Source organism: Peribacillus muralis (genome assembly GCF_001439925.1).
In the GTDB taxonomy this organism is placed as follows: Bacteria; Bacillota; Bacilli; order Bacillales; family DSM-1321; genus Peribacillus; species Peribacillus muralis.
Genome location: NZ_LMBV01000027.1, coordinates 18,409 through 38,971 on the forward strand (window position 1 = coordinate 18,409; position 20,563 = coordinate 38,971).

Consider the following 20,563-nt stretch of genomic DNA (forward strand, 5'->3'; position numbering starts at 1 on the left):
TATCCTGTAGCAGAGGGGATGATCATTATGAAATTCACATCTATTAGTCCAGCAAACATAGATGAATTGTGCATTGCATTTGAAAGCTGCCTTTCGAGGCATGACATCGCATTTAAATATGTCGACATGGTGGAAGATAGTGGTATCATATCATTCATTTTCTGCAATGACCCAAAAGAAGCAAGATCTGTCGAATTAGAAGGCAGTCGCTTCATTGGATTGGAAACAGATTACATAGCCAAGGAAATTTTGGAGCCCATTCTGCCTAGATTGAAAGAATATGCAAAAAATAAAACTAATCGATTCGAATGAAGTAGTTTTTAGAATTTAAAAACTCCGACGTTAGGCAAAGGTAACCTTATAAAGCTTAGCTTATACACAGTCTTGTTTGGCTCTTCAATATATTTTCATGTGATACAAGCGCACAGATTAAGGTGGGGAGGCTCTTTTAAAAGTTAAAACAAATTGGATCAGAGCAGGTGTGCGAGACTCCTGCGGAGGATACGCGTCCTGGTAAGCAAATTCGAAGGCTAACGCAACACGTTATAGATGATTTTCCTCCTATTAATATACACGTTAGCATCCCAGCATGTTCAAAACGGATGGAAACAGCCGGATATCACAAAAAGAAGAAGTAACCTTATGTGCGTAAGCATCCAGGTTACTTCTTCTTTTTAATATCTGAAGCGAATGAGAGAAACCAAGCAATGAACAATCAAGGGTTGACTTCTTTCATTCCTTATAGTGGTGTTAAATGACCATTTTTTTACCCTCGGTCAATTGCACTTCTTGTTGAGTTGTATCCGCTTTCTTGGATTTCTTTACTTTAAAGTGGTAAACCACATAACAACCAATGAAGAATGCTCCGCCACAATATAGGGCCATACGCTGCTCAGGAACAAATGCCAAACTGATCATGACGATACAGTTTGTTATTAAAGCTAATATAGGTATGAACGGATATAATGGTACTCTAAATTTGATATCTTCTATTTTTCCTCCTTGGCGCTTATAGGCCCTTCTAAAAGCGAGAAGGCACGCAGCGATGGCTATCCAGCCAATTTGCGCCCCTAAACCTGCCAGGGAGAGAAGAAAAACAAATACGGTTTTTGCAGCGATGAAGCTGGAAAGTAAAGATAGTCCAGCAATGGCAAGGGTGATAAGTAACGCATTGAGTGGAACGCCTCTCTTATTTACCATGCCGAGCTTAGGACTTGCCATGCCTTCCCTTGATAGCGAGTACAGCATACGTGTCGCAGCATAAAGACCGGAATTGGCGACCGACAATAGTGCAATCAGAATGATGAAGTTCATGATGTCAGCCGAATACGGAACGCCGATACTATCCAGGACGACAACGAAAGGACTTTCAGCGATTCCCGCTTTTTCTCTTGGAATCAAAGCAGAGAGTACAGTTACAGAAAGAACAAAGAAGAAAAGCGTTCTCCATACCGTTTGTTTAATGGATTTAGGTATGACTTTTTCCGGATTTTCACTTTCACCTGCAGCAATTCCGATTAACTCTGTACCCTGGAAAGAAAAGTTCACTGTAATCATCGTGATAAGCAGGGCGGATATGCCATTCGGGAATAGACCTTCAGAGAAAAAATTCGAGAAAAACGGCGCTTCTTGTCCGCCCTTCATATCAATGAGACCAAACATGGCTGCACCGCCAACTCCGATGAACAGAATGATGGCCAATACCTTGATGCTTGAAAAAACAAACTCCGATTCACCAAAGGCTTTTGCCGATAAAGCGTTGAGCATGAATATGAGCAACGCGAAGACTGCACACCACATCCACACGGGCGATTCAGGAAACCACCTTTGCATAAGCTGTGCTGCTGCCAGAAATTCCAAGGCAACGGTTACGGCCCAACCTAGCCAGTATAGCCATCCTATGGCAAAGCCGGTCCCAGGACCGATGAATTTGGTCGAGTATGTTTGAAATGAACCGGCAACCGGCATTGCAACGGATAGTTCACCTAAACACAACATCGTTAAATACATGATGAAACCGCCGACTATGTACGAGAGGATCGCACCTAGGGCTCCTGCTTCATGAATGGTGTAGCCTGATCCTATGAAAAAGCCCGTACCAATACATCCCCCGATAGAAATCATGAATAAATGTCTGGCTTTCATGCTCCGTTTTAATTCATTTGGTTGATATTCTGCTGTTTTCATTGAAAAACTCCTTTACCTGATGGGTGCAAACGGTTTCATTTATGTTAGGACGGTATTAGGGAATATGTGTTTTTCCATGCACATGTGTAAAAGCTTGATTTTTTGTATCTAAGTTGCTGTTGAATTCCCTCGGATAAGAAATCACTTCTGCATTTCGGACAGTGAACGCGATTCCGGTGCAGAAATCATATCGATAGCGCCGATCAATAAAGAAAAGGAAGCCAAGCGTCAGGAAATCAGGGATGAAAAGTTTGATCCTTCTATGCTCAAGCATCAAGCATCCTTACGTAGCGTGGGCTTTTTCAATGGATAATCCATGAATGAAAGCTTACTATATTCCTATAGATTGTCTTTTAGTGAATGACACTTACTTAACTTCTTCCAGTAAATCAGCTTTAATAAAGTGATCTTCTGCTCCATATAATAACTTTTCTCCAAGCAATGAGCCCATTAAAGCAACTGCCACTTCAGCCGTTTTATTATGCTCGTCCAGAATTGGGTTGATTTCTACAAACTCGGCAGATGTAATGATATTAGCTTCAGCCAGCATTTCCATCGCTAGGTGGCTCTCTCGGTAGCTGATTCCTCCCATTACAGGTGTTCCTACTCCGGGTGCATCATCTGGATCAAGTCCATCAAGATCTAGAGATAAATGTACATGCTCCGTACGTTCCTTCAGGTAGGCAATCGATTCTTCCATTACTCTTGTCATACCCATTCTATCAATCTCATGCATGGTATAAACGTTAATCCCTTTTTCTCTAATTAACTCCTTTTCACCTTGGTCCAATGAACGGGCACCAATGATGACGATATTCTCAGGTTTGACTTTTGGGGAGTATCCGCCAATGTTAGTAAGAGCAGGGTGGCCAAGGCCTAGACTTACTGCCAGGGACATACCGTGAATATTTCCAGATGGCGAGGTTTCCGCTGTGTTTAAATCGCCATGTGCATCATACCAAATGACACCTAAGTTTTCGGAATGCTTAGCTAAACCGGCTAATGTGCCAATGGCAATGCTGTGATCTCCACCCAATACTAGAGGAAAGCGATTCGATTGGATGACTTCAGCCACTTTTTGGCTCAGTTTTTCATTACCTTCTGCAACATCCTGCAGGTTCTTTAAATTTGTGTCTGAATCATTATGTGCTCTTTCTTGTATTTCTACTTTTATATCTCCTTCATCACGAACTGTATAGCCGAGGTTTTCAAGTCTCTCGCTCAATCCTGCATATCTGATGGCACTAGGGCCCATATCGACGCCTCTTCTAGTCTGGCCAAGATCCATTGGGACTCCAATTATTGAAATTTCTTTCTTCATGTATGATTCTCCCCTTTCAGTTTTCTCCCCTAGTATAAGGGTAAAAGGATCGATGACTCAACTCGACATTTTTTTGAATATTTATACGATTGGGAAAAGGGTGACATCCATAGGTTGAATTCCCTGTTTTAAGATTAGCGACAACAAGGGAAATAAAGTGGAAAACTGGACAAAGTAAGGAGAAATACTACTCCTGAAAGGGATGGAACAACTAGGATGATTGTTTCATTTTATTCCAAATCTAACAAAGGTATATATATTACAAAGTGCGTGAACAAAAATTTACGACTGATTTTATTCAGAAATTGATGCAATGACTGTGAAAAATCGTGGGAAGATTGTAAAAATTTATTGGAATATAATAAGAATTACGAAAAAAATCTGATTTTTCTAGTCATTTCACTTTTCTGGCATAACGATTTTCAGGCATTTTTTCATTAATGAATACATTTAGAAATATGTATGGAACGAGGAGGCATTCATGTCGAAAAGCAAGGAAGTGATATAGAGTCAGAAGAATAGGAGCTTTAAGTCGAAGCAACTTGTGAATATTTGCTCAAACCAAATGAATAAAGGTTGATGCTTTCATAATCTCATAAGTTAAAAGATTATCCTGGTTTTTACCCGTTGGGGGAATGAGAAAAATTCCGATAAAAGACCGAAGAGATGTTCGGAAGACTAAGTGTAACGGCGAGGAATGAACTATTTTCACAAGTGGTGCATTATTTGGTGAGTCTGTTGCAATAAGAGATTCTTGTAAATTTTTTGCTATTTTATAAAGAATAAATTTTTTTTGAAAAAGGTGCCTGCTTTTTAAATGGACGAGTCCATTTTCACTCATGATAAAACGATCTAGGTTCACCTTTCGTTACCACATTATTGGGATACTTTGATACTATATTTAAATGGAACGTACCGTAAAGGGAGCGATTTACTTGGAAACTTTTCAAAGGGACATGAATCATGATCGAGATGAATGGAGAAAGATAAGGTGGAAACAGCACCGTCTCCAAGTTACACGATTATTCGAAGCCGTTTTTTCAAAGGAACCGATAGTTGAAAAAGTGGCGATCATTGGTGCTGGGAATTGCGATGATCTAGATTTGGAATATCTTGCAGCTCGATGCCATTCGATCTATTTATTTGATATAGATCAGGATAGTATGGAAAACGGTATAAAGGATTTGCCAGAGCTTGTTCGAAAAAAAATCCAGCTTGTTAAAATTAATGTTACTGGCCTCGATACAATGGGTTTTGATGAAAATCTATCCTCGATGTTGAATCGGGGTGAAGAGGCAGAGGTGATCATTCAGTATGTAAAGGATACTGAAAATCGGCTGGGCCAGCTTTCTGAACATGTTTTCTCTAACTATTATCATGATTTTGACATTGTAGCAACTTCTGCGATTTACACTCAGCTTTTTTATAATTGGGCCATGGATTTGCTAGCTGTGCACGGAGCCAACTATGAGGAAAACGAGATGGAACAGGTAAAAGAGGGGTTCTTGGATTTAAGGGATGAGATCGTACGTACACTGAGTCACTCCTTATCCAAATGTATCAAGCAAAATGGATTTTATCTTACTTGGTCGGATATTTCAAAGATTGAGCCTGAATATAGCGATACCATCAACGAAGGGATTAATGCCATTTTTTCCTTAGCAGCCAACTTAGGCTATGGAGCTGCATTGATTGGCTTAAAAGCTTTTATGGAAGAAGTCGATAAAAGTAAATTAACCCTTCGATATTGGCCATGGGATTTTAATGAAGATAAACAGTATTTGACTGTGGGCATATTCGGGAGGCTGGATGAAGGTGAGAAGAACTAAAAATGGAATTTCGGGGGATATAAGCGCAGCTGTGCTTATGTCCCCTTTTCATTATTTAAACAAGACATAATTAGATGAAAGGTATAACAAATCGATAAAAATATTAACGATTTGTCTAGTGATTTCACAATAAATAATAGATAGAATGAAACTATAAGAAACTGAATGTTCAAACAATTTAATGGGGTTTCAGGAAAAAAGGTGCGTGGAATGCTGGTTGATTATATAAAGGGGGATATTCGCTTTGAAAAAACAAAGGGTATTAATAAATGGGGATAGGCTGAGTCGTACGCTCGAGAGGTTTGCCGATTTTGGACGCACGGAAAACAACGGAGTTACAAGATTATCTCTTTCCGAGGAGGATCGGTTAGTCCGTGATTATTTTTGCTCATGCTGCAAGGAATTGGGGATGGCGATTCAGGTAGATGATATGGGAAATATTTATGCGACCCTTGCAGGGCTTGAATACAAACCGCCCATTGTGATGGGTTCACATATGGATACTGTAAAAAAGGGCGGTAGGTTTGATGGGATCTTGGGTGTGGCTGCCGGCCTCGAGGTCGTTCGGACTTTAGTGGAAAATAATATCCAGCCTGAAATCCCGATAATGATCGTCAATTTCACTAATGAAGAAGGAGCCAGGTTTGAACCTTCCATGATGTCATCGGGCGTTCTCTCCGGTAAATTCGAAAAATCGCTGATGCTGAAAAAGACGGATAGTGAAGGAGCTACCTTCGAAAACGCTTTGCATGCGATTGGCTATGCAGGGGATGAAGCAGTGCGTTTAAAAGAAGCGACTGCATTTTTAGAGCTGCATATTGAACAGGGGCCCATCCTTGAGCGAGAATCTTTAACGATAGGAGTCGTTGAATGTGTCCTGGGGATGGTGTGTTATGAGATTGAAGTCACCGGGGAGTCCGATCATGCTGGAACCACTCCGATGAATATGAGAAAAGATGCCTTTTTCACTGCCAATAGCCTGATCATGGAGGCAAGGCAAAAGTTAGCGATGATTCATGACGAGCTGGTATTCACGATGGGAAGGGTCAATGTTTTTCCTAACATCCATACCGTCATCCCCAACAAAGTGGTATTTTCTCTAGAAGCAAGACATAAGGACCCAAAGGTCATCAAACAGGTTGAGGAGATCATTGCAGGTTTTGCAACCAATGGCACGGAAAGTGGCTGTGACATCCAAGTAAAAAAATTATGGGACAGGAATACGGTTTGGTTCGACAAATCAATTTGTGACTTGCTTGAACAATCGACCCTTTCATTAGGGCTGCCTTATAAAAGGATGGTTAGTGGAGCCGGACATGACGCCCAGTTTATCGCTAGTTATATCCCGACAGCAATGGTTTTCGTTCCAAGCATCAACGGCAAAAGTCATTGTGAAGAAGAGCTGACCACTTGGGAGGATTGTGAAAAAGGAGTCAATGTCCTATTGGAAACGGTCCTTAAGCTTCAAGACAAATAAGGTGGTGGCCTAAGCTTTTAGACCGTGCAAATATTCTCAGCCCTTGTGATTGTGCATGGGCAGCCGATGGAATAGCGGAGTTAAATTCTCCGGGCGTACTGTTATGATCAGTACGGTGGATATGGAGGAACACTATTGGAATCGTAAAAACAATGCAGCAACCAATTTCATCGATTATAACCGCTGTACAATCTGGTATGCTAAGTATGAGCCTAATCAATCTGTTTTTTCTTCTATAATCCGAAAGGACTGAATTTTCAAAATATATTGTCGAGTGCAGTCAGCCTATATTACAATGGGTGTAACCATTTCATATTGTAATAGCTACCCTATTTATACCTGTTATGATATCTGTAATGGCAGGAGGAACAAAAAATATGTTTCATCAAAGTACGATATATATTGTTGGCGAAGCCAAGGCTGCTTCCAATAATCCCATCATGCAACAGTTTAACTGCTTTTTTATCGGCTTCATCATTGATCGTGACACACATGATATTGTCGACGTGGAATGCTCGACCACCATATCGCTCACAGCGCGGTTCATTCACTCCATATTTGCCGGTAAATCGATCCTTCAAACCGATGAATTGGAGGAAGAAATCAAGAGACGGTATTTTGGTTCCTCTCAGAAAGCACTGACTGTCGCTTTAAGGAATGCGAGCATAAAATATCGGCAACTTAATAAGCTTTAGCTGCTTCTTTTGTTATTCGCAACTGAAATCCAGCTGTTAAAGAGGACATCAGCTCTCTTTGGCAGCTGGTTTTTTTGCAGGGTTTTACAATTTGTGCATTCAGGGCAAGAGGGAGCATAGAAAAACCGGCAAATGGTACCTATTTTGGGCTTATTACATCATATATACTCTCAAGCTTTTAAGGAAGGAATGTTGTTTGATGAAGATAGTGAGTTTACAAGTTTCAGTGGAAGCATATCCGCTTGTAAAGCCATTCAAGACGGCGTTGCGGACAGCAACGGAAATTGAACATATATTGGTTTCGGTATTGCTGGAAGATGGAACGGAAGGCCTGGGAGGGGCGGCTCCGACTGTTGCCATCACCGGTGATTCGACTGGCGGGATCGTCACCATCATTGAAGAAGTCATCGCGCCAAACTTGATCGGCCGCGACATTGAGAATATCAATGCGTTGTCTCGATTAATCCAACAAACTTGCGTAGGCAATACAAGTGCAAAAGCTGCAGTGGAGATCGCCTTGTATGATGCAGTCAGTAAAAGGTGGCAGCTCCCGTTGTTTCAATATCTTGGCGGTGAATCAAATACTTTGAAAAACGATATGACCATCAGTCTAGATGAACCTGAGGCAATGGTAAAGGCCGCATTACCTATTATTCAAAATGGTTTTTCCACGTTGAAGATAAAGCTGGGGAAAGATTGGCGGAGTGATGTGGATCGGGTTTCCCTCATTCGTGCTGCTGTTGGCGAACACGTCAGTATCAGGATTGATGCCAATCAAGGATGGACATCAAAACAAGCGATTTCCATCATTCATGAATTTGAGGATAGGAAGCTGAATGTTGAGTTGGTGGAACAGCCCGTGCAAGCCCATGATATTGAAGGGTTAAAAGAAATAAAAAGGAGCGTCAATGTACCGATTATGGCTGACGAAAGTTTGTTTTCGCCGCGCGATGCCTTGAGGCTCCTTAATGAAAAGGCGGTTGATCTGCTTAATATTAAATTAATGAAAACAGGAGGCATCCGAAGGGCCCTTCAAATAGCTGATTTGGCGGAAGCAGCCGGAGTCGAATGCATGATTGGCAGCATGATGGAGGCACAGGTAAGTGTAGCGGCCGCAGCTCATTTGGCAATCGCCCATCCTAATATCACAAAAATCGACTTAGATGCACCATTATGGATTAAGAATGAGCCTTTTGAAGGAATTCAATTCATCAACGATCAAATCATCATTGCCGATCGACCTGGACTTGGAATTAAGAGGAACCCCTCTTTCATTCAATAATATATTTTTGGGAGGATGATCATTTTGATTAGAACTAAAGACGTTACCCTTTTAATCTTATCTTTCTTTACCCTAGGTCTTTTCGTATTCAATCCCCATGATGCTAGTGCAAGAGAGAAGGAGAAAACCGCTTATGTTGATGTAGCTGTCGCAACCCTTTGGACCGAACCGGGACTATTAAGGGATATAGATGCGCCTTCGGCATCGAATCCCGTGCAATTGGAAGACTGGCTTGATGCGATGAATTATGAAGACAAATTATGGCTTGTCGGCAATCTGGAAACACAAGCCTTGTACGGCTCGAAAGTGACCATCATTGAAGAGCGGGGTGAATGGGTAAAAGTAGCCGTTGCCGATCAGCCGACACCTCGTAATGAGGCAGGATATCCAGGTTGGATGCCAAAGGACCAATTAACGAATGCCAGAACCTTCGAGAAGCAGTATAAAAGGGGATTTGCCCTTGTAAACGCACCAAAGGCTTGGCTTTATAAAGATTCGAATCATCGGTCGAAATTCATGGAAGTCAGCTTCGATACCCGCCTCCCGCTGTTACAGGTGAAAAAGGATAAAGTAAAGGTGATGACACCAGGTGATGGAGTGAAATGGATGAATAAGAAAGACGTTTCACTCCATAAAGAGGAGAGTCGAATACCGTACCCTACAGGTGATGACATTGTACAATCCGGTAAGGCATTTCTAGGACTGCCTTACCTATGGGCAGGAATGTCCGGGTTTGGCTACGATTGCTCCGGCTTTACTTATACCATGTATCATGCCAATGGTATAACGATTCCTAGGGACTCTTCAATTCAAGCACAACATGGAATAAAGGTAGAACGAGAGAACCTCAAACCAGGCGACTTACTATTTTTTGCCCATGATAATGGGAAAGGGAAGGTCCATCATGTCGGAATGTATATCGGTGATGATAAAATGATCCACTCACCAAACAGCTCTACCCATGTAAGAATAGATGAAATAAATACATCAGGTTATGGTGAGGAATATGCAGGAGCAAAAAGGTATATTGATTGATTTTGCCTGACCTAAGGCGTGCTTTTTCTCTCCACTTCGAAATCCGTTCTACTCGTTCACGGACAGAATCGATAAACAAGGCTTCATGTTTGCTCTGAATCGAATCGAATTGTCGGCAGGCACTTTTTTGTAAACCAACATGCAAGGAGAAAGCATTAGATCGTGATCTAAGATGCAAGGCGTTGATTGAATTCGAAGTAGCTGGAAAACATTCATTTAATTATAGTAAGGTAAAATATGGTATAATTGATATTGGATTATTCAATATATTGAAAAAAGGGGGTTTTAAACGATGATCACTTTTCCAAAACCTGATGTTGAGCAGTTTTTACGAACATTTTCGATCGGCGATTTTATAGTAAGACCGGATGAAAAACAGCTGGTTTTCAGTACGAACTTGAGCGGTAAGTATAATTTGTGGGGAATGGATTTACCAAACTCATTTCCATATCCGCTTACATCCATTGATCAAAGCTGCCAAGAACTATTATTTGATAAGCAAGGCCGGTTCATCATTGCTGGTTTTGATCAAGACGGGAATGAAAACACCCAGTTTTATGGGATTCCCTTGAAAGGCGGAGCGATGAAGGCGATTGTCCATCATGAAAACACGCGAAATTTCATGCCGATTTTATCAAATGACAGCCAAAGGCTGTATTACACGACGTCGAGAGGAAACCCGTCCTTTCTAAATTCCTATTGCTTAGACTTAGAATCAGGACAGGAAACGCAAATTCTCGAGGGGGAAGATGCGGCAACCTATATCATCGGTTTCAGTCCCGATGAAAAAACCTATCTTTACCACAAACACTATGCAAATACATATTCCCTTCTCTATGCGAAGTGTGGAAGCAAGGATATGTTGCTTACTCCTCCATCTGAGAAACAACATACAGTCACCCATGGTGTTTTCGTCTCGGATTCATTGGTATATTTATTGACGGATTATGATTCCGATTTTACTTATTTGGCCTCTTTCAATCTAGAAACTAACCAATTTACGAAGATAAAAGAATTGGAAAATGAAAGTTTTACGATGCTTAAATATAATGAGGAGCTACAGCTGTTATTGGTTGCGAGCGAGAAAGGTGTAGTCGATCATTTATACGAGCTTGATCTGCAAAATGGCAATTGGAGCAACATCCCTATTCCGTGCAGTGTCATTGTAAAACTTGAGGTGGCAAAATCAGGTGCACTCTACTTATCTGGAATGAGCGCAACCAAGCCACATAATATTTATAAAAAAACGGGTGATGAGTGGGTATCATTAACTAAGTATACAGTGCCAGGTGTCGATTCCAATGAATTGGTTGAACCGGACATTATCAAGTACCGTACGTTTGATAACTTGGAGATCGAATCGTTATTTTTTCGGGCAAAAAAGGAAAATGATAATGGTGAAGTCATTTTCTGGCCTCATGGCGGGCCTCAAGCAGCCGAACGTGAATTTTTCAGAGCCTCTTTTCAGTTTTTCCTGAATAACGGATATAGTATTTTTGCACCGAACTTCCGCGGTTCGACTGGTTATGGCTTGGAATTCATGAAAATGGTAGAAGGTGATTGGGGAAATGGACCACGCATGGATAATGTAGCTGGCCTCGATTGGCTGATCGAGCAAGGTTATGCACAAAAAGGGAACATACTATTGATGGGCGGAAGCTTTGGCGGGTATATGGCCCTGCTGTTACATGGCCGTCATGCCGATTATTTTAAGGCGGTAGTCGATATTTTTGGACCCTCCAATCTATTTTCATTCATCAATTCCGTTCCTGAAGACTGGAAGCCAGTCATGGATCAGTGGGTAGGAAATCCGGAAAAAGATCGGGAGAAATTAATCGAGTACTCGCCTATCACTTACTTGGATTCCATGAATAAGCCCATGCTTGTCATCCAGGGAGCAAATGATCCGCGTGTCGTCAAAGAGGAATCGGATCAAATCGTGAAAGCTTTGAAGGAAAAAGGAAGATCTGTTGAGTATATGCTTCTGGAAGATGAAGGACATGGATTTTCAAAAAAAGAAAATGAAATTGCCGTCTATCAAAAAATACTTTCGTTCTTAAACCAATTCACAGGAGTTACGGAGAACGTTTAAGCAAAGCTAGATTGAAAGCGAAAAACCCTGCCACATCACGGATGATGAATGGCAGGGTTTTTCTTATCGAACCTCATGATGCTTTTTTCTTATATAATCAATTTTGCATCATGATCATTTCATCATAGATCAGGTTTTGTCTAAGCTCAGTTGCTGTTTTGGAGGATATTCGGTCATCTTCCACCATTTGCTGAATGATATCCCGTTCGATTTGCATCGCGTTCAACTGAAAATGACTTACCATTTCTTGTAAACGGTTTGTTTCCTTTTCAGTTAATGTTGGAAATGGATTCAAGTACCGGTTATATCTTTGGATGACAAGCATCACTTCATGGCGATTTTCTGGCTCAGTTTGTTGTTTGATCAATGAAATGGCGGCCTTGGCTGCTTCTTTTTGCGCTTGACGGAATTCCTGAATCAGGTCCGCGTTATTATCGAGGGATTTCTCTAATTTTGCTTCCCATTTTTTATCCCATTTGACATTTAGTTTTTTCTTGAAAAGGATGGCCTGCACGGAAAGCCAAACTCTTTGCAGAAATGATTTTTGCACGTAATTCAACGTTCTTGAAATATAAACTTTATATAGTTCGAAGGCCGTTTCCGATATAGCTCCTTTTTCGACTAATCCAGAAACGACTTTCAATTCGGTATTCGCCCCTAGCTTGACTAAATCCTGTATCGTCTTATTATCCGGTCTATCCGTAATGCCTCGCTCCAAATCGATCAGTTGTTCATTCAATTCATCCATCACTTGATAAACGGCTTTCTGATTATCGCTGTTGGCCTCTTTGCTCAACTGATGAATCGTTTTGTTCAACACGATTTTATAAGCTTCATCCAAGGTTAGCCGTTCATCTATTGATTCAGCTGGTGCCTTTACAAGCATCGGCAAGATGACTGTTGCCAATAGGACGCTTAACAAAATGACACATGCTGCGATAAACAAAACTGTATTGCGCATCGGAAATGAAGTGTCATCCGGCATGAAATAAGGGATGGATAAAGCGGTAGCCAAGGTTATGGTTCCGTGGATGCCGCCAACTGATGTCAAGAGTGCATACCGTGTTCTAGTTACATTTTTATCATCGCTGACTTTGTTATCTTCCCTATGAATCCGGGACATAATGAATTGTTCCAATGGATTGACCCTATTCTTGGTGAACGTATCATGCAAGATGTATACCCAAATAAAACGGATCACCAATAATAACAGAACGATCAAGACACTTATTCCGAAAAGGGAACCTCTATTTAAGTTGGACTCGATTTCCCGATAGACGCTCGGCAACATGAATCCTAATAATGTAAACACAAGCCCATTCAATAAATATCCTAGTACCGACCATGTATTCGTTGAGACAATTTGCAATTTCGTTGTTGTATTTTGAAGTCGATCCCGCTCGATGCCATGAATGACACCTGCGGATACTACCGCTAATATACCGGAAACATGGAATTCTTCAGCGGCCATATAAATGGCAAAAGGGGTAATGACCTCCATCACGATGGACATGGGGATTTCTTCAAGCCCTTGAACCCGTAAAAACAATCGCAATCTAACGATTAAATAACCCAAAAGAAGACCGATGAAGATCCCGCCAATGGCGACAAAGATAAAATTGAGCGAAGCATCTTTTACGGAAAATACACCTGTTAACGCAGCTGCCATGGCCACTTTAAAAGCAACGATTCCTGCGGCATCATTCAAAAGTGATTCACCTTCAAGGATCGGGAGCATATTGCCCGGCAGCTTCAAGCCCTTTGTAATCGATTGGACTGCTACAGCATCCGTAGGGGTTATCGTTGCCGCTAAAGCAAAAGCGATGGCCATCGGCATATCCGGTATCAGCCAGTGGATAAAAAAACCTCCAGCAAAAACAGTCACAAAGACTAGCCCAAAAGCCAATAACAGAATAGGCTTACGCAATTCAAGCATTTCTTTACGGGACGTATTTTTTCCTTCGGTAAAGAGGAGTGGGGCAATGACACAAATCATGAATAATTCCGAATGGAAATCCAAAGATAAGTGAAACGGCAGTAAGGAAAGTACTGCTCCGGCGGATATCTGATAAATCGGTAATGGGATACGGGGCCATTTGGCATTCATTATTGTAGCGAGTATTGTAGAAACCAATAAACCGAGCATGGTGATCAAAAATGACATAAAATCCCCCTATCTAAATGTTAGTCAGGCTGCAACTGATCCATTTATGAAAGGAATAAAACAGGGGTGCTTAAGGTGGATGATCATTCCTCTAAAAATCAACCCCTACTTCATACGTGTTGAAATATTTTCAGCATCGACCTTCGTGTAAATAGACATATGCTCTTAACATACCCGCGCATGGATACGTTAATCCTATCAGGGCAAATTTTTATGAATTGTGCAAAGCGGATCGTGCTATTATCGGGGTAAGAGGAGCCTTATAACAAAGATAGTTTCATTTGTTTCAAGGAGGGTAGCCACTTGATTCCATCTTTATTAGCCTCCTCGTAGTCTTGTCTGTTATTCGTTGTCCATGTCCATATGAGGCATAAACGCCCTTTTACATTCCGAGGACTAAATCGATGCGGCCAGATTTTTTGCGTAGCGTAAAATGTAAAAGTTGGATAGAGGAAGTACAGGGAATTTGTCGAATTGATATATTTAGTGATTTTATACGTACTCGCTTTAAAAAAGTGATATTGAAAGCTACAACGGGAGGGGGAAGTTGTACTTGCTGAATGAATTGAAAGTTACTCAAATTACCATTCCTTTGCCTTTTAGGCTGGACCATGTTCATTGTTTCCTAGCAGAAGGTGAAAAAGGGTGGACAATCATTGATACGGGATTAAATAATGACACGACCAGGGGAATATGGAATCCAATTATTGAAAAACATGCTATTAAAAATATTATCATCACCCACTATCACCCAGACCATTTTGGGTATGCAGGAGTCTTGCAACAATTAACTGGTGCAGATGTTTGGATGACACAAGTCGATGAACAAGCGGGAAAAACGTATTGGGAAGCAGATTCGCTTAATCTCCTTAAAAAGAATTATAATGCATGTGGATTGGAGGACGACATAGCCACGGCCTTATCCAGTGACGAAAGCAGCTTTATGCCACAAGTAAAACCATATCCTACGGTCAACCATCACCTTGAAGAAGGGATGCACCTGCGATTTGGCAAATGCGAATATGAAGTGATTTTCACGCCTGGGCACTCTGATGGCCTAATATCGCTATATAACAAGGAAAATAGTGTTCTGTTCTCAACTGATCATATATTGCCAAAAATCTCTCCTAATATATCTTACTGGTTTAAAGGCTTCAGTAACCCATTGGAAGAGTTTTTTACATCTTTGAAAAAAATACAAAAGTTGGACGTTGAATATGTCATCCCATCTCATGGAAAACCGTTTCAAAATGCGAACCAACGAATTACTGAATTATTGGATCACCATCAGGACCGTTTGCAAGTCATTCATGAAAGAATGAAAGAGCCGATTACAGTAAAAAGAGGATGTCAAATCCTATTTGGAGATCTACCCATTCACGAATCCAGGTTTGCGGTTGGCGAAACGCTGGCACACCTGGAATACCTCTTTTTGAACGACCAATGCAGAAAATTTACTCGTGATGGCATTTGGTATTATCAAGCCATTTGATTTGAGTGATTGAATGATGGAAGAAAGCATGTAAACAACTGCCAAGAATTGCAGTTGCTTTTCATTGACTGGCTTTAATTTGTCCCTTTACTTCATTCAGGATGTCGTCAAATGAAGTGACAATCCCATATCGTCCTTGTAGCAAATATGCTCAGGGCGAAAATGGATTGGTGAATCCAGACCAGCGGCAGCTGAAATCCGAAACAGTCCCTCTCTGTTGGTAACAAGAAATCGACTCCACCTGCTAAATGATATGGCGACAGACCGCCTTCCCCTGTATTCATCCATGTGCCTTTTGCTTGAGCCATTCCCTCAGAAAGCGCAGTAATAGCGTTCTTACCCAAAGAGCCATAGCTCATGGCTGACGTCCTATTTGGTTTGTCTCATTTTAGGGAGCTTTGGCGCTTCCTTTTTTTGTTATGGAAAATATTATTATTTTCATGTTGGTTTAAGAACTAAAATAGTGTATGATGCATAGTATAAAGTATGGTGTATGTCACATAGTATAGAGATGAGGTGATGAGATGAGCACGCTACTGAATTCATTAACAACCGAGCTGCGCAGAGGCACTTTAACATTAGCCGTTCTAAGTCAGCTCAAAACCCCCCAGTACGGGTACTCGCTTGTCCAGCGTTTAGAGAAGTCTGGAATTACGATTGACCAAAGCACATTGTATCCATTGCTTCGTCGCCTGGAGAAGCAAGAATTGGTAACAAGCTCCTGGGATACATCTGAAAGTAGACCACGTAAGTATTATTCATTGAGTGATTATGGGGAAGAAATCTACATTCAATTAAAACAGGAATGGAAAAAAACGTCTCAAGAGCTATATATATTATTAAAAGGAGAGGAAGAAGATGGAGCTGATTGAACTTTATATTCAGGAAGTGACTCGCAGGCTGCCAGAAAAAAGCCGGGAGGATATTGCTCTAGAGCTTCATTCTACAATCGAAGATATGCTTCCGAAGGATTATAATGAGCAAGACGTGAAAGAGGTCCTTGTAAAATTAGGAGATCCGATTACACTGGCAAGCGGGTATAGAGATCGGCCGATGCACCTGATTGGACCCCGTTATTATGATGTATATATCAGTCTATTGAAAATGATTTTTCCAATCGCAGCTGTCATATCACTGATTGCCATAATTGGAGATAATGCATTTGGGGAATTTGGTGAGAAAACGGTAATCGAAGGCATTGCCATCATGATCGGGCAAGGGATAGCGGGCATCGTCAGTACAGGAATCCAAGTATTCTTTTGGTTAACGGTTTTGTTTGCGATTTTTGAACGCTTGGATACTTCAAAAGACCAGTCGCCTTTAACCAAAGACTTGAAACCATGGACACCGGAAAACCTAAAAGATATTCCGAATATATCAAAGAAAAAAGCGATTCCAAAAGTCGAGATTTTTGCAAGTTTGTTAGGACTTTCTGTATTCGCTGCCCTTTACTTTAATGCAGCAAACCTATTAGGCGTCTATGAAAACAGAAATGACAGCCTCATTTTCGTGACCCCTACATTCAATCAAGGGGTTTTGAATTCCTATTGGCTGCTGGTATCCGGAGTTGTTATCGTAGGTGGGCTGTTGGCGATTTATAAATTATTTTTAAGAAGATGGACGATGAAACTAGCATTATTTCATGCCCTCTACCAGCTGTTTTCCACTCTGACTTTCATTGTCATCATCAGTAATCCACATTTATTGAACCCAGAATTCATTGCATATCAAAAAACACTATTTTCAATCGATGAATGGAGTACCTCGATTTATTGGGGGATCATTTTCATCGCCATCTTTTTTGCCGCCTACGATAGCTATCAAGGCTTTCGTAAAGCGAAAATTCGCTAAGATAGAGCTTCGTTGAAAAAGGGGTCAGAATGGTTTCCATTCGAACCCTTTTTTATTGGTTCTTGGAGCAGTTCTTGCTTTACCTCTCCGTATGCTCATCATCTAATTCGTCCACGCCAAGTCCAGCTCACAATCAGGGAATTGGATGAGGAAGAAGCCGAAGAAGAGGGATACACTAGTAAAAGCATCAATTTCGAGTCCAGAGTGGAACGTTAAAGGATAAATTACCATAACTGTGGGCAAACAGAATTTCATTTCATTTTCAGTGGAATGAAACGGAGGCGGCAAGAATTTCTAAAAAAATACGAGTGAACCCAACCGCTTGCTGTTTTGTGATGTTTCAGATAGGGAAGGGTTTATTACGATTTCAAAGGAAGAAACCAAAACAATGCCCCCCATATGTGATGACGACATTTGGGGGGCATTCAGATTATAAGTTATTGAACGGCATCGAATTGATTCACTTTCCAAGTGGCTCCTGATTTATAAAACGTAACCGATCTTTTGACCGAATCTCCATCGACTGTAGGGACGGTTAGATTATAGGATCTAACGTTTTGTTTTTGATGGATTAATTTAATTTTTGCTTTTTTCCATTCCAGCATTCCATCACCGTCGCCGACAGGTCGGGCTAATTTTCCTTTATAGGTGATGTAACGATAGTTTGTTAATCCTTTTTCAACAGCATTATTAGTAAAAGTTTCTCCTAAATAAGTAACCAATTTATCTTTTGTATTGAATTCTTGGCAAAGGTAAGAATACTCGGTGCCTTTATAGGTAAACGTTTTTTGTGTGCATGGACGGTTGGTGTAACCATGTAAGGCATTCCAAAAATGCTTGCTGGCATTATCGGCAATTTTAAGTGCATTCGTGTCAGATAAATTTTGTGAAGTGGTTTGTGCTGTAGCACCCGTGCTCAATGTAGTGAAAATTAAAATGATGATCGATAATAGCATACCCGAAATTTTATTCATACTTTCTCTCTCCAATCCCTATTAGGATGATTATGTAACGAAAGTGTAATTATTATTACAATTGTTACATTTATATTACAACACATTCGAAGGAAGTAAAAGAAAAAACTTCTAAAATATTAAATGTTTTTTGTTTCTTTAAAATATACATAATTTGTTCAGTTTATTCTTTCTATTTCGTAAAAGACAAAGGTGGCACCAACTAGCTATCTGAAAGGGAAGGTCTAAGATGTAATGAATACCCTTACACTCATATTACCCTAACATGTTCCCGTAAAACCTAAAGAGGGAACGGAACACCTTTACTTCATCTATTTACAATACGTGAATATGGTCTGCAATTTTACATGCATATTATTAAACTGTCATACTTAAAAGGTTTGACAAACTTTCCACTCTTACATTATGATAATGAATATAATCTCCTAAGGGGAGTAGCTTTCACAGCAATGTCGTCATTACGGAGCTTCAGGCTCTCGGCGTTGTTGGCAGCATCGTGCTGTTAGCCAGACCTTACCTATCGGTAAAGGTCTATTTTCTGTTTAGAAAACCTTTACCGAAGCCGGTGAAGGTTTTTTTAGTAGGCTATTGGCAGATGATAATGGAAAAACAAATAAATTTAAATGGAGTGTATTCTTTGATACTTAGAAAATCATTATTACTTTTAGGAATAGGGTCAGCCCAAATCGATTTGATCCTTCCAAAAAATACGTATAAATCTGGGGAATGCATAAATGGATATTTCATGATTAAGGGTGGTACCCTGGAACAAAGACTAAGAAGGATCGAGTGTGATTTAATCATGGATACTCATGCTACAGGAACGGAAGAAATTTTGAAGACGAGTACGATTTTATCTACCAGAGAAATACATTCAGGGGAGAGTAATGAAATTCCTTTTAACTTCTGTCTGCCCATACTTAAGGATCCATATAAGAGCGAGGTTTCCTATCGCTTGAAAACGAGGCTGGTGCTTGATAGAGGGATAATCGGCAAGGACGATGACTGGATTTTTATCGAATCTGAATAAAGGCGGAAATGGAGTTGGCAACTTGAATATCTTAAATATTACGGAGCGTACTTTAACTTATTTGCAAGAATTTTTATTAATGAGGCTCTTTATCTTAGCGCTGCTGCTTTTGGCCGTTTATTATATTTTGAATAAAATGGTCGAATGGTTCTTTAAAAGGTCAAGCTTTTTTGAGGAAGAGGTGGAAAGAACGATACAGGGGGTTACGCGTTCAACTCTTAGGTACGGAATTGCCGCGCTTTTCCTCGTTTATCTAATTGGCCAGTTTATCGACTTAAAAGGAATCCTGGCTGGAGCAGGTATTGTAGGAGTCGTGATCGGGTTTGCCGCTCAGCAAATGCTTAAGGATATATTATTAGGGTTTGTAAGGCTATCGGATAATGAGTTCCGCGTCGGGAATTTCGTGACATTCAATGGGACAAGTTCCGGAACGGTCGAAGAGATCGGGATTCGATTCATGCAGATCAGGGAGTGGTCTGGGAAACTTCTGACCATTCCACACAGCGAGATACGGACGATACAAAATTATAATAAAGGAAGAATGCGAATCATCGAGCGCATCACGGTAAGCTATCAGGAAAACCCGGAAAAGGTGAAACGATTGCTCGAAGATATTTGCCTTACCTGTAACGAGAAATTCGGTGAAAGCCTGCTAAGACTCGAGGATGGTACACCTGAAGAAGATTTTCGGTACTTCGGCATCACCGATTTAAACCCGAATTTGAAATATGTGGGCTATGAGCTATGTATAGTCGGACTTGTGAAGCCTGACGATTACTTTGAAATGTCAAGAAATGTAAGGTTTGAGATGATGACCGCGTTGCATGAGCATCGAATCCTAATGCCTTCTTCCCATTTACTCGTTCAGGCTAATCCGAATCAAGAACGCCTCATTGAAAATTAAAGAAAAACAAAATAAAAAATTGCCATTATATATGCTTAATACTAAGGACTTTCCGCTCTAAGAAAGTCCTTTTAAGTTCAACATCACCCTTGATTATTCAATTTGATTCGCTTATTATGTAAATAGCATATAATGGAAGGGTGGATTTTAAACAATGATCATTTAATCCTATTCTTGAAGGAAAAAGCGTGTTAAATACGATCTTTTTTTTTGGATAGGATTGGTCTGTA

At 40.6% G+C, this 20,563-nt stretch carries 17 protein-coding genes and 1 pseudogene; 12 read left to right on the top strand and 6 right to left on the bottom strand.

From position 1 onward, the window contains the following. The first annotated feature begins 27 nt into the window (after positions 1-27). Entirely contained in the window at positions 28-312 is a 285-nt protein-coding gene (locus ASU00_RS21005) for a hypothetical protein (protein WP_057915415.1), read from the top strand. Between the two features lie 438 nt (positions 313-750). On the opposite strand, the gene ASU00_RS21010 is transcribed toward ASU00_RS21005, so the two are convergent. From ASU00_RS21010 to rocF, 3 genes are all read right to left on the bottom strand, one after another. Beyond that, complete coding sequence (locus ASU00_RS21010) at positions 751-2,187, bottom strand: amino acid permease (protein ID WP_057915416.1); 1,437 nt, start codon at positions 2,185-2,187, stop codon at positions 751-753. A 55-nt stretch (positions 2,188-2,242) separates the two neighbouring features. After that, positions 2,243-2,461, bottom strand: coding sequence for a hypothetical protein (locus ASU00_RS21015; protein ID WP_057915417.1), 219 nt, complete (start codon positions 2,459-2,461; stop codon positions 2,243-2,245). Positions 2,462-2,554: 93 nt separating this feature from the next. Further along, entirely contained in the window at positions 2,555-3,508 is a 954-nt protein-coding gene (gene rocF, locus ASU00_RS21020) for an arginase (protein ID WP_057915418.1), read from the bottom strand. Between the two features lie 935 nt (positions 3,509-4,443). On the opposite strand from rocF, the gene ASU00_RS21030 reads away from it, so the two are divergent. The 6 genes from ASU00_RS21030 (at position 4,444) to ASU00_RS21055 (ending at position 11,918) form a co-directional block, all read left to right on the top strand. Beyond that, positions 4,444-5,337, top strand: a complete 894-nt coding sequence (locus tag ASU00_RS21030; RefSeq protein WP_057915420.1) for a hypothetical protein — start codon at positions 4,444-4,446, stop codon at positions 5,335-5,337. A 244-nt stretch (positions 5,338-5,581) separates the two neighbouring features. Further along, the gene (locus ASU00_RS21035) at positions 5,582-6,814 is read left to right on the top strand and encodes a Zn-dependent hydrolase (RefSeq protein WP_057915421.1); all 1,233 of its coding nucleotides are present in this window, start codon (positions 5,582-5,584) and stop codon (positions 6,812-6,814) included. A 377-nt stretch (positions 6,815-7,191) separates the two neighbouring features. Beyond that, positions 7,192-7,509, top strand: coding sequence for a DUF3870 domain-containing protein (locus tag ASU00_RS21040; protein WP_057915422.1), 318 nt, complete (start codon positions 7,192-7,194; stop codon positions 7,507-7,509). A 199-nt stretch (positions 7,510-7,708) separates the two neighbouring features. After that, the gene (locus ASU00_RS21045; RefSeq protein ID WP_057915443.1) at positions 7,709-8,791 is read left to right on the top strand and encodes a dipeptide epimerase; all 1,083 of its coding nucleotides are present in this window, start codon (positions 7,709-7,711) and stop codon (positions 8,789-8,791) included. A gap of 27 nt (positions 8,792-8,818) precedes the next feature. Further along, complete coding sequence (locus ASU00_RS21050; RefSeq protein ID WP_413783537.1) at positions 8,819-9,826, top strand: C40 family peptidase; 1,008 nt, start codon at positions 8,819-8,821, stop codon at positions 9,824-9,826. A gap of 292 nt (positions 9,827-10,118) precedes the next feature. Continuing rightward, the gene (locus ASU00_RS21055) at positions 10,119-11,918 is read left to right on the top strand and encodes a S9 family peptidase (RefSeq protein ID WP_057915424.1); all 1,800 of its coding nucleotides are present in this window, start codon (positions 10,119-10,121) and stop codon (positions 11,916-11,918) included. A gap of 97 nt (positions 11,919-12,015) precedes the next feature. On the opposite strand, the gene ASU00_RS21060 is transcribed toward ASU00_RS21055, so the two are convergent. Continuing rightward, positions 12,016-14,082 (bottom strand): Na+/H+ antiporter, encoded by a 2,067-nt coding sequence (locus ASU00_RS21060; RefSeq protein WP_057915425.1) that lies wholly within the window; start codon positions 14,080-14,082, stop codon positions 12,016-12,018. A 553-nt stretch (positions 14,083-14,635) separates the two neighbouring features. Here ASU00_RS21060 and ASU00_RS21065 point away from each other — a divergent pair. After that, the gene (locus tag ASU00_RS21065) at positions 14,636-15,574 is read left to right on the top strand and encodes an MBL fold metallo-hydrolase (protein ID WP_057915426.1); all 939 of its coding nucleotides are present in this window, start codon (positions 14,636-14,638) and stop codon (positions 15,572-15,574) included. 191 nt (positions 15,575-15,765) lie between these two features. On the opposite strand, the pseudogene ASU00_RS24765 reads toward ASU00_RS21065, so the two are convergent. Then, positions 15,766-15,939, bottom strand: a pseudogene (locus tag ASU00_RS24765) (glutamate synthase-related protein); the annotation flags it as partial. A 159-nt stretch (positions 15,940-16,098) separates the two neighbouring features. Between ASU00_RS24765 and ASU00_RS21075 the strand changes: the two are divergent. Next, positions 16,099-16,446, top strand: coding sequence for a PadR family transcriptional regulator (locus ASU00_RS21075; RefSeq protein WP_057915428.1), 348 nt, complete (start codon positions 16,099-16,101; stop codon positions 16,444-16,446). Continuing rightward, a complete protein-coding gene (locus tag ASU00_RS21080) occupies positions 16,433-17,425 on the top strand; it encodes an HAAS signaling domain-containing protein (RefSeq protein WP_057915429.1) in 993 nt (330 codons plus the stop codon). The genes ASU00_RS21075 and ASU00_RS21080 overlap by 14 nt, the downstream gene beginning before the upstream one ends. 437 nt (positions 17,426-17,862) lie before the next feature. Here the strand turns inward: ASU00_RS21080 and ASU00_RS21085 are convergent, their stop codons facing one another. Continuing rightward, complete coding sequence (locus tag ASU00_RS21085; protein ID WP_057915430.1) at positions 17,863-18,399, bottom strand: IseA DL-endopeptidase inhibitor family protein; 537 nt, start codon at positions 18,397-18,399, stop codon at positions 17,863-17,865. Positions 18,400-19,036: 637 nt separating this feature from the next. On the opposite strand from ASU00_RS21085, the gene ASU00_RS21090 reads away from it, so the two are divergent. Further along, the gene (locus tag ASU00_RS21090) at positions 19,037-19,429 is read left to right on the top strand and encodes a sporulation protein (RefSeq protein WP_236712793.1); all 393 of its coding nucleotides are present in this window, start codon (positions 19,037-19,039) and stop codon (positions 19,427-19,429) included. 22 nt (positions 19,430-19,451) lie between these two features. Then, positions 19,452-20,333 carry a mechanosensitive ion channel family protein gene (locus ASU00_RS21095; protein ID WP_057915444.1) on the top strand — a complete coding sequence of 294 codons (882 nt, stop codon included), beginning with the start codon at positions 19,452-19,454 and terminating at the stop codon, positions 20,331-20,333. Positions 20,334-20,563 lie beyond the last annotated feature (230 nt).